Here is a 10,986-nt window from a genome sequence, read left to right on the forward strand (position 1 = left end):
GTGATTGAGTGAGCAAACTCTACGAGGCTTTAAAGAGGTTAGAACAAACAAAAAAACCTCCTATCAATAATAAATACAATAAAAAACCAGATAAAAAAAACATAAAATGGATAGTGCTTTTTTTTGTTTCAATTTTGGTTGGAAGTTTGCTTATTCATATTTCAAATTTTATTGGCAAGGCTCCACCCAAAAAATCGCAAAATGCAATAAAAATTTACACACAAAACACTACAAATTCTACAAACTATACAAATTCCATAAACTCAAAGTTTTTAACAAAGCAAATAAATGCTACAAATTCAACAAAAAGTCCAATTTTAAAGTCTGTATCAGAAAAAACTACAAATAAAAAAATTACAATTCAATCCAAACCTTCATGTTCCCAACAAATTAGCGCAACCAATCAAACTAAAACGGAGTCTACAAAAGAAAATCAATTAAAAAATGTTTTGCACTTCCAACAAGAAAAAGCAGAAAAACTCTCTACTTTAGCACTCAATATAAACAATAGTATAGAAAATGGCGATTATTATAGGGCGAAATTATTACTTAAAGAATATTTATCCATTCAAGAAGATCCTTTTGCCTTAAACGATCTTGCAGCAATATACATAAAAGAAGGACAATATTTACAGGCAGTAAAGCTTTTGCAAAAATCAATAAAGCAAAATCCATCTGCTGCAGCCTACATTAACATCATTTATTGTTACAAAAAACTTAATGATACAAATAAGCTTAATGAAATTTTAAAAACAATAAATCCTTCAATGTTTAATGATACCCAAAAAGCTATAATAAATGAAATCATAAATTCTAAATAGTGTTTATTTTAGTACTTTTTGATATAATAAATTTAAGGTTTAAAATTACAGCCAAAGGAGAGTTTTTATTAAAATTTTATCTCAAACCTTCAGTTCCCTTAGGTATAAAAATTTCAGGATTTTCTGGTTTGGCCAAATTATTTCTTCAATTGGTACCTGGATGCAAATTGTAGGTCAGGCGTGGCTTGTTTTGAAATTGACAAACTCACCTTTTTTACTTGGTCTCGTTGTTGCTTTCCAGTATTTGCCTATTTTGTTTTTTTCTTTATATGCAGGGGATGTTGCAGATAGATTCAAAAAACGCTATATTGTAATAATTACACAAAGCTCTATGGCGCTTTTTTCTCTAATATTAGCTATACTTACAGGTTTTGATGTTATAACTTATATTGAAGTTTTGATGCTAACTGCTTTTATGGGTCTTGCTCAAACATTTGATGTACCCGCAAGGCAATCATTTATGATAGATTTGGTTGGTAAAAATGATTTATCAAATGCTATCGCGCTAAACTCTACAATATTTAACCTAGCGCGTATTATAGGTCCTGCAATTGCGGGCATAATGATTGCAAAAGTCGGTATCAAAGCTACCTTTTATGCGAATGCCATAAGCTTTGTGCCTCTTGTTATCGGTTTATTTTTTATTGATAAAGATGGCGAGCCTTCTGGCAAAAGAAGTTCCCTAAAAAACAGTGTAAAAGAATTAATTGCATTCATAAAGACAAATAAAGTTTTACTTGATATAATTATTTTGCTAACAATATTGTCAATATTTGCAATGAATTTTAGTGTACTTGTACCACTTTTGGCAAAATATACATTAAAACGAAACGCTATAGGATTTGGTATGCTAATGACTTATATGGGTCTTGGCTCATTTTTTGGAGCTATATTTATAGCATATATCTCAAAAAAAACGTCTTACCTCAAATTAATGATTATAAATGCTTTTGGTTTAAATATTTTTCAAATTTTGATGGCAATATCTAAAAACTATACTCAAGCAAGCATTTCAATATTTGCTGCAGGTTTTTGTTTAATTGCATATATTATACTATCAAATACAACTATGCAGCTTTTATCTACAAACGAGTTAAGGGGTCGCATAATGAGCGTCTATTCTCTCGTTTTTCTGGGTGTTACACCTTTGGGTAGTATATTTAGTGGAACAATTGCAAATTATATTGGTATAAGGTTTGCCATTTTTATTGGAGCTTTTATTGGGTTTTTAGTGTGTATGTATTACTTAAAGAGATTTTTAAAATATGCTACTTTGGGGGTTTAATTATGAATGTTGGTATTTTAATTACAGGTAGTGAGTTTGCCACAGGATCAAAACAGGATACAAATTCATCTGTTTTTGCAAAAATTGCATTTGAGCGAGGTTTGGATGTTGTTTTTATACATATTTGCAAAGATATTGAAGATGAGATTGCAAAAAGCGTCCAGTTTGCACTTGAAATGTGCGACATCCTTATTGTGAGTGGTGGACTGGGTCCTACATTTGATGATGTAACGCGTCAGGCATTATCAAAAGCATTTAATGAAAAGTTGGTTTATGATGAAAAATGGCTTAAATATTTAGAAGATGATTACAATTTGCGCAATGTAGAATTCACAGATACAAGGAAAAATATGGCGCTTAGACTTTTAAATTCAAAGCCAATAACCAATGATTACGGTAAAGCTTTAGGTTTTATATATGAAAAAAACAACAAAACAACAATTGTTTTGCCAGGCATACCGCAAGAAGCAAAAAGTATGCTAATTAAAGCTTTTGAATGGTTGGGGTATGCAAAAAAAATTAGAGAAATTGCATTGTTTAGGACATTTGGCTTAAAAGAAAGTGATGTTAGCAACTTAGTTAAAGATTTTGACAATACATTTATCAATGTTTCGGCTTTGGGTGTTGATGTTTATGCCAAAGAGCTAACTAGTGCTGGTAAAATTGAAGCAGTTCTTGGTAAATACATATATGCAAAAGATGAGTCCGAAATGGAAGAAGTTGTTGGAAATATATTGAGGCAAAAACAATTAACGATTGCTACGGCCGAATCCTCAACAGGTGGTCTTATTGTGTCAAGACTTGTAAATATAGCAGGCTCATCCGATTATTGTCTTGGAGGTATAGTTAGCTACTCTAATAAGGCAAAAATGAAAATACTGGGTGTAGACAAGCAAACGCTTGAATCTTTTGGAGCAGTTAGTGAGCAAACGGCAAAAGAAATGCTACTTGGCGCTAAGCGTCTTTTTGGCGCAGATATTGTTTTAGCTGATACAGGTATTGCTGGACCAGGTGGTGGTACGAACGAAAAACCAGTAGGTTTGCACTATATAGGTATTATGGTAAAAGACAATATTAGTATTTATAAAGAGATTTATCAGGCACAAAGAAACTATACAAGATTGTATATTTCTCAATTTGCTTTAAATTTAGTTAGACTTGCTCTTTCTTAAAAGTTATTTTTTTGCTTTACAATACACTAATAATTGTTTATACTTTTTTTTGCGAGAAGGTTTAATGAACAATCTAGAAATGAATAAAACTCAAGAAACAATTTATAGTTCAAATAATCCTTTAAAATATTGGTTATATGTTTTAAAACACTCATTGGATTTTAAAACACGCTTGCCTAGAAAGGAATTCTGGATGTTTTATCTTGGAAATATTATAGTATTTATTATTTTGATATCTTTACTAACGCTTGTTTTATATATATTTAAAGTTACAGATTATACTCAGTTAGTTGCAATTTACTCAACTTTTGTTATTGTATGGAGAATTGTTTTATTGCTTCCTGCACTTTCACTACAGACAAGGCGTTTTCACGATTTGAACTAAAGTGGTTTTTATACAATTTTGTTTTTTGTTTGTAATTTTTTATTAGGATATTTATCTAACTTTTTCGAACACATATCAGAAAAAAGCAGTGAATTTGGTATTGTTGCAGCTATATTTATAATATGTTTTTTGGTGGACATTTGGCTTTTTGTACTACTTGGTTTTATTAAAGGCTCAAGTCAAGAAAATAAATATGGTCCAAATCCGATTGCTTAAACTATATTGTTTTGTTGTTTAGCTAAAAATACAGTATTTTCTATTAGCATAGCAATTGTCATAGGCCCAACACCACCTGGGACTGGTGTTATGTAGCTAGCAATTTTTGATACATTTTCAAAATCAACATCGCCTATGATTTTATCATTAATTTTAGTTATCCCTACATCCACTACAACTGCACCTTCTTTTACCATATCTTGAGTAATTAAATGGGCTTTGCCTGTAGCGCTTATTATGATATCTGCATTTTTTGTTTTATCTTTGAGATTTTTTGTATATATGTGACAGATTTGTACACTGGCATATTCATTCAAAAGCATATAAGACATGGGTTTACCTGTAATATTGCCCGTACCTATTACGCATACATCTTTGCCTTTTAATTCTATATTGTACTCTTCAAATAACTTCATTACGCCATATGGTGTACATGGATAAATAAATGGTTTACCGCGCAATAATCTTCCCATATTGTATGGGTGAAATCCATCTACATCTTTTTTAGGATCAATTGCTTCTATTACACGTTCTTCGTTAATTTTTGAAGGTAGAGGTAATTGTACTAAAATTGCATTAACCAGAGGATTTTTGTTCAACATATCTATTACATAAAGTAAATCTTTTTCATTTACTTCTTCAGGCATTCTATGGTTTATAGAGTATATTCCTACTTCTTCACAAGCCTTTGTTTTCATATTAACGTATACCTGGCTTGCCGGGTTATTACCTACAAGGATAACAGCCAAACCTGGTATAATACCTTTAGATTTTAACTGATATATTTCATCTTTTACCTGAGATTTAATTTTATTTGCCAGTGTTTTACCGTCTAATACAACCATGCAACACTCTTATATAGCTTTTTCAATTTGTGTTATTAGTTTTCCGTTTTTAAAGACGCTAACGTCTCCTGTCGATTCTGATACAACTATGCTCATTGCATTTGATACACTTGTGATAGCAGCAGCAGCCATGTGTCTTGAACCCAAACCTTTGGGTAGATCAGTAGTGTCAGCAGAAGCTGCAATGTGAGCCCCAGCCGACTCTAATGTACCATCCCCACTGATTAAAAAAGCACCATCTAATACACTGTATTCTTTTATTGTATCATCAAGGTTAGATAACATAATATTTCTTTCTTTAGGATCGTAGCCTTTAAAAGGATTAAAAATCATTTGTTTAATATATGGCTTTATGTTTTCAATGTCGCCTAATACGAACAAAGCGCCAACAGATTTTCCTTCTCTTCCTTGGTTTGCTAGCTCAAGCGCAATACGCAATATTTTTTCAAATACTTCTGGTCTTATACTCTCACCAAAATCAATATTTTCTCTAAAAAGTAAAAGTTCTTTTTCTTTTTCTATTTCTAAATAGATCATACTATCTATATTATTTAGACCAGTTAAAGCTATAAGCCTTGAATCTTTGGATAAAATATTTGCAGCAAGAGCCATAACAATGGCTACTTTCAGTTTATTTGTTCTTGTAAAACTTATATTTGGTACTGTAATACTTGGAAGGTTTTTTAAATTTTGGAGTTGTTCATGATTATCTTCTTCAATCTCGGTACGTTTGAAAACAATAATTTTTCTTATGTCTTTTTTTAGAAGCTCATCTATGTTTAATTTTTTTATATCACTGTAATATACAAGCAAACTGATATCTTTATCCGTTTCTATTATACTGATTGCGCTATTTAGTATTTGTTCGCTTATTTGCATTTTCGGTTTGCCTTTCTTTTTCTTTTTTATCTTCTTGTTTTTTTAGAAAAGCTACATCAAGTGTAAAGTCTGGACAATATCTGTTTTCTATTATTTCTTTTTTTGCACAAAACTCTCTCCACGCACAAATCAAACAGCTTTTATTTTCCATAATTTTATTATACACCTTCAATAAAATTTTGCAAAGTTTTTTAGTTTTTCAAAATTTTACATATACATCAGCGCTTTATTAATAGCATCTAGATAAGCTTTTGCGCTTGCTTCTATAACATCTGTTGCAACACCTCTGCCAATTATATTTTTATCAATATTCGGAAAATATACTTTTACAGTTGCTTCACCCAAGGCTTCTCTGCTTTCTGTTATGGATTTGATTTCATAAAATTTAAGTTGACCTTTAACAAATGTAATTCGCTCTAAAGCTTTGTAAACTGCATCTACCGGACCATCTCCCAATGCTGCATCTTCAAATATCTCACCGTTTTTGGATAACTTTATTGTAGCAGTAGGTGTAATGTTTGTGCCAGAGCTTACCTGCAAGCTAACAATTTCATACACAGATGGACTGAATTTTATTTTATCTTCTACAAGTGCGTGCAGGTCTTCGTCGTATACTTCTTTTTTCTTGTCTGCAAGGACTTTGAATTTTTCAAATATGTCTTCAAGTTCTTCTTTGGTTAGCTGGTAGCCAAGCTCAATAAGCCTTTTTTCAAGTCCGTGTTTGCCTGAGTGTTTGCCAAGCACAAGTGAACTTGAGTCAATACCTACATCTTCTGGTTTCATGATTTCGTATGTGCTTTTTTCTTTAATTACACCGTCTTGATGTATACCAGCTTCATGTGCAAAGGCATTTTTACCCACTATAGCTTTATTGCGCTGGATATCTATGCCTGTTAGCTTGCTTACAAGCCTGCTTGTGCGGTAGATTTCTTTTGTATTTATATTTGTTGAGGCTTTATATATATCGTTTCTAACCTTTATAGCCATAACAATTTCTTCCAAAGAGGCGTTCCCTGCACGCTCTCCTATGCCATTTATTGTGCATTCTACCTGGTCTGCTCCAGCCAAAACTGCAGATAGAGAGTTAGCAACAGCCATACCTAAATCATTGTGACAGTGGACAGAAACTTCTGCTTTATCAATATTTGGTACTTTATTTTTTATGTAGGTTATGAGTTCATAGTACTCTTGGGGTGTGGTGTATCCCACTGTATCTGGCAAATTCACAACGCTTGCTCCTGCATTAATTACACTTTCGACAACTTTGCAAAGGTAATCCCAGTTTGAGCGCGTTGCATCTTCAGCAGAAAACTCCACTTCTTCGCAGCCATTTCTTGCAAATTTCACTGCTTCAACTGCTGCATCAAGTACAGCTTCATAGCTCATTTTTAGTTTCTTTTCCACATGTATTGGGCTTGTTGCTATAAATGTATGCAGTCTTTTGCGTTGAGCTGGCTTTATTGCTTCTAAGCCTTTTTCAATATCTGGTTTCACTGCTCTTGCAAGGGATGCTATGGTGGAATTCTTTATTGTTTTTGCTATTGCATTTATTGCTTCAAAATCACCTGGACTTGCAGCAGCAAAACCTGCTTCAATAACATCAACACCTAATTTTTCAAGTTGTTTTGCAATTGCAATCTTTTCTTCGATATTTAAACTGGCACCCGGTGATTGTTCTCCGTCCCTTAGCGTTGTGTCAAATATTTTTACTATCCTGGAGCTCATGGTTAACCCTCCCTTTTTTAAAAAACTTTATTATTAATTCTATTGGACCAGACAAAGCATAAGATAGGCCAATAAGTGGAACAAATATGTAAGGTTTATATATAACAAGCGATAAAATTAATAGTATAAGCGCAAAAACTCTAATTGAAATTCTTCCATCTAGTTTTACTTTTTTAAAACTTCTATATTTGATTGTACTAATCATTAAAAACGAGATTACATACACGCTCACTAAAAAAAATATTTTGTAATCTTTATATTCAATATTAAAATGTAAAATCGCTAATATTATGCTTGCAATTATTATAGCCCCACCTGGTATAGGTAAGCCTACAAAATCAATTGTTTTTGTTGTAATAACGTTGAAACGTGCAAGTCTTAGCGCACCTGTTAATAAAAATAGCGATGCAGCAATAACTCCTATTCGGCCCATATCACTTAAAGCGAATGTGTACATTAAAAATGCTGGTGCGACTCCAAAACTTACAAGGTCAGACAAAGAGTCATATTCAACCCCAAACCTACTCTCACAATGAGTAAGTCTTGCTATTTTGCCATCTAAATTGTCAAATACCACAGCCAATATCAAAAGCCACGCTGCTGTCAGATAATCTCCCTGATAAGACTCTATAATACTGTAGAAACCAGAAAGCATATTGGCAGTAGTAAACAGATTTGGCAATATGTAAAGTGCGTTTTTTTGTTTCATAAATAACCTATTAAATCTCCACCTTTTATTTTTTGATTCATATGTACTGCTAAATTTAATTCATTTTCGCTGTAAATATCAACCCTTGAGCCAAAGCGTATAAGACCTATAATGTCTCCAGCTTCTACTTTGTCATTTGGTTTTGTATATGTTACGATTCTTCTTGCTATAATGCCAGCAATTTGCACCACTACTATTTTTTTACCATCTTCATTTTCAAAAAGAAGGGCACATTGTTCGTTTTCAAGCGAAGCTTTTGGTTTATTGGCGCTAATAAATAAGCCTTTGTTGTAAATTTTATCCAAACATACACCTTTAAATGGAGCAAGGTTTATATGCACATCAAATACTGACATAAATATGCTAATTTTATTAACTTCTGATTTAAAGAAAAACCTTTCATAAGCGTTGGATATATCCACAATAGTGCCATCTGCTGGTGATAATACCATATTTTTTTCATAGTGGATATTTTTCTTTGGATTTCTAAAAAAATATACACTAAATGCACTTGCACCAAGCAATGTAGCTTTTAGAAATTTATTTTTAACAAGAAGTGAACCAATAACAAAAGAAGCAATAAATGGGTAACCTTCTTTTGCTATTATATCTTTTTTTGTAGTTTTCATGTTAATTTTTATTCCTATCAATAGATTTTGAAGCGGCAATCCATGGCATCATTGCTCTTAATTTTTTGCCTACTATTTCTATTTCGTGGTCCTCATCTTTTTTAAGAAGCGCATTAAATACTGGTCTGTTGCACTGATTTTCTAATATCCATTCTTTTGCAAAACTGCCATCTTGAATTTGTTTTAATATATTTTTCATTCTTTGTTTAGTTTCTTCATTGATTACAATTGGACCTCTTGTAACATCTCCATATTTGGCAGTATTTGATATAGAATACCTCATATCTGAAATGCCGCCTTCATACATCAAATCTACAATTAGCTTCATTTCGTGGAATGTTTCAAAATAAGCCATCTCTGGTGGATAACCTGCTTCAACTAATGTTTCAAAACCCGCTTTAACAAGCGCAGTTAAACCACCACAAAGCACAGCCTGTTCACCAAAAAGATCAGTTTCTGTTTCATCTTTAAAAGTTGTTTGTATAACACCAGCTCTTCCACCACCATTTGCGCAAGCATAAGACAATGCCATAGCAAGCGTATTTCCAGAATAATCCTGATAAGCAGAAATAAGCATAGGCACGCCCATACCTTTTTCATATTCTCTTCTTACTAAATGCCCTGGGCCTTTTGGTGCAATCATCATTACATTTATATTGCCTGGAGGTATGATTTGACCATAATGAATATTAAAACCATGTGCGAAAGCAAGATAATCGCCTTCTTTTAAGTTTGGCTCAATTTCACTTTTATACAAAGCACTTTGAGTTTCATCTGGCGTAAGAATCATTATAACATCAGCCCATTTGCAAGCTTCAGCTACATTCATTACTTTGTGTCCATTGTTAACGGCTTTTTGCCAGCTTTTTGAGCCTTCTTTTAAGCCAACCACAACATTACAACCAGAGTCTTTTAGATTATGAGAGTGGGCGTAACCCTGCGAGCCATAACCAATAATTGCAATCTTTTTGGATTTTATTAAAGATAAATCCGCATCTTTGTCATAGTAAACGTTAAGCATTTATTCCTCCTCAAAATTATTGTTTTGATTCTCTTGACATTGCAACTTTTCCAGTCCTTGCAATTTCTTTAATCCCAAGAGGTTCGAGTAAATTTAAAATAGCATTGATTTTTTCGGAACTTCCTGTTACTTCTATTGTATATGAATTTTGCGATACGTCAACTATTTTACCCCTGAATATATCAACTATGCGCAAAATTTCAGCCCTTGTGGATGAATCCGTATGCATTTTGATTAAAGCCATTTCACGCTCTACATATGCTACATCATCGCTATATTCAATTACTTTTATAGTATCAATAAGCTTATTAAGCTGTTTTCCTATTTGTTCTAAAATATTTTCATCGCCTTCTGTAACTATAGTCATTCTAGATAAATTAAGTTCATTTATAGGTGCAACATTTAAGCTTTCTATGTTGTAGCCTCTTGCGCTAAAAAGATTTGCTATACGCGACAAAACACCTGATTCGTTTTCTACTATAACTGAAAATATTCTTTTCATTTTTCCCCCTAAGTTAAAATCATATCGCTAAGTGGTGCGCCACCTGGTACCATAGGATAAACATTTTCTTCTCTTTCGATTTTTATATCAAGCACGTATGGACCATTATAATTTATTAATTCTGTAAGTGCCTGTTCAACATCTTTTTTGTATTCAACTCTTTTTGCTGTAATGCCATAGCTTTCTGATAATTTTACAAAATCAGGTTGTACTTCTATATTGGTATTTGCATACCTTCTGCCGTAAAACAACTGTTGCCACTGCCTTACCATGCCCAAATAAGAGTTATTTAAAATAATAACCTTTGTTTGTAATTTATACGTTGCAAGAACAGCTAATTCTTGTAAATTCATCTGAAAAGAACCATCTCCAGCTATAACAAATACCTGTTTGTCTGGATTTGCAAAACTTGCACCTATACCTGCAGGAAATCCAAATCCCATTGTACCAAGACCGCCTGATGTTAAAAATCTTCTGGGTTTATTGAAATTATAAAATTGCGCAACCCACATTTGATGTTGGCCTACTTCTGTTGAAACAATTGGATCCAACTCTTTTGTTAATTTGTTTAGTAATTGTATTACATATTGTGGTTTTATAACTTTATCCGAGTCTTCGTATGAAAGAGGATGTTCGCTGTCCCACTTTTTTATTAAATCCAGCCACTTTTTTCTGTTTTGTTGAATTTTGTTGTTATCTTTAAGAATGGAAAGAAGTTCCTTTAAAACCAGTTTTGCATCGCCTACTATAGGATAATCAACTTTAATATTTTTACTTATACTTGTTGGGTCAATATC

Annotated in this window: 14 protein-coding genes; 5 read left to right on the forward strand and 9 right to left on the reverse strand. The window is 32.5% G+C overall.

Annotated features, from left to right (window positions below; all coding sequences use genetic code 11):
- The first annotated feature begins 8 nt into the window (after window positions 1-8).
- The 5 genes from Q0C22_RS07145 to Q0C22_RS07165 all read left to right on the forward strand — a co-directional run bounded on the left by Q0C22_RS07145 (window position 9) and on the right by Q0C22_RS07165 (window position 3,879).
- Complete coding sequence (locus Q0C22_RS07145) at window positions 9-821, forward strand: M48 family metallopeptidase (protein ID WP_291493216.1); 813 nt, start codon at window positions 9-11, stop codon at window positions 819-821.
- 73 nt (window positions 822-894) lie between these two features.
- Window positions 895-2,106 (forward strand): MFS transporter, encoded by a 1,212-nt coding sequence (locus Q0C22_RS07150; RefSeq protein ID WP_291493349.1) that lies wholly within the window; start codon window positions 895-897, stop codon window positions 2,104-2,106.
- Window positions 2,107-2,108: 2 nt separating this feature from the next.
- Window positions 2,109-3,278, forward strand: coding sequence for a nicotinamide-nucleotide amidohydrolase family protein (locus Q0C22_RS07155; RefSeq protein WP_291493218.1), 1,170 nt, complete (start codon window positions 2,109-2,111; stop codon window positions 3,276-3,278).
- Window positions 3,279-3,342: 64 nt separating this feature from the next.
- Window positions 3,343-3,663, forward strand: coding sequence for a DUF805 domain-containing protein (locus Q0C22_RS07160; RefSeq protein ID WP_291493220.1), 321 nt, complete (start codon window positions 3,343-3,345; stop codon window positions 3,661-3,663).
- 18 nt (window positions 3,664-3,681) lie between these two features.
- Complete coding sequence (locus Q0C22_RS07165) at window positions 3,682-3,879, forward strand: hypothetical protein (RefSeq protein WP_291493222.1); 198 nt, start codon at window positions 3,682-3,684, stop codon at window positions 3,877-3,879.
- Here the strand turns inward: Q0C22_RS07165 and folD are convergent.
- The 9 genes from folD to Q0C22_RS07210 form a co-directional block, all read right to left on the reverse strand.
- Entirely contained in the window at window positions 3,876-4,724 is an 849-nt protein-coding gene (folD, locus tag Q0C22_RS07170; RefSeq protein WP_291493224.1) for a bifunctional methylenetetrahydrofolate dehydrogenase/methenyltetrahydrofolate cyclohydrolase FolD, read from the reverse strand. The two genes, Q0C22_RS07165 and folD, sit on opposite strands and share 4 nt — an antisense overlap.
- 9 nt (window positions 4,725-4,733) lie before the next feature.
- Entirely contained in the window at window positions 4,734-5,603 is an 870-nt protein-coding gene (locus tag Q0C22_RS07175) for a diadenylate cyclase (protein WP_025391373.1), read from the reverse strand.
- Window positions 5,575-5,754 (reverse strand): hypothetical protein, encoded by a 180-nt coding sequence (locus tag Q0C22_RS07180; RefSeq protein ID WP_092128922.1) that lies wholly within the window; start codon window positions 5,752-5,754, stop codon window positions 5,575-5,577. Before Q0C22_RS07180 ends, Q0C22_RS07175 begins: the two co-directional genes overlap by 29 nt.
- A gap of 56 nt (window positions 5,755-5,810) precedes the next feature.
- Window positions 5,811-7,328: a 2-isopropylmalate synthase gene (locus Q0C22_RS07185; protein ID WP_291493228.1), complete on the reverse strand. Its 1,518-nt coding sequence runs from the start codon at window positions 7,326-7,328 to the stop codon at window positions 5,811-5,813.
- Window positions 7,300-8,037: a CDP-diacylglycerol--serine O-phosphatidyltransferase gene (pssA, locus tag Q0C22_RS07190; protein ID WP_291493230.1), complete on the reverse strand. Its 738-nt coding sequence runs from the start codon at window positions 8,035-8,037 to the stop codon at window positions 7,300-7,302. The genes Q0C22_RS07185 and pssA overlap by 29 nt, the downstream gene beginning before the upstream one ends.
- Window positions 8,034-8,666, reverse strand: coding sequence for a phosphatidylserine decarboxylase (locus Q0C22_RS07195; protein WP_291493232.1), 633 nt, complete (start codon window positions 8,664-8,666; stop codon window positions 8,034-8,036). The genes pssA and Q0C22_RS07195 overlap by 4 nt, the downstream gene beginning before the upstream one ends.
- A gap of 1 nt (window position 8,667) precedes the next feature.
- Window positions 8,668-9,687: a ketol-acid reductoisomerase gene (ilvC, locus tag Q0C22_RS07200; protein WP_291493234.1), complete on the reverse strand. Its 1,020-nt coding sequence runs from the start codon at window positions 9,685-9,687 to the stop codon at window positions 8,668-8,670.
- Between the two features lie 16 nt (window positions 9,688-9,703).
- Window positions 9,704-10,189, reverse strand: coding sequence for an acetolactate synthase small subunit (ilvN, locus tag Q0C22_RS07205; RefSeq protein ID WP_291493236.1), 486 nt, complete (start codon window positions 10,187-10,189; stop codon window positions 9,704-9,706).
- 8 nt (window positions 10,190-10,197) lie between these two features.
- The coding region (locus Q0C22_RS07210) for a thiamine pyrophosphate-dependent enzyme (RefSeq protein WP_291493238.1) at window positions 10,198-10,986 on the reverse strand (789 nt) is incomplete at its 5' end.

Source organism: Desulfurella sp., assembly GCF_023256235.1.
GTDB lineage: Bacteria > Campylobacterota_A > Desulfurellia > Desulfurellales > Desulfurellaceae > Desulfurella.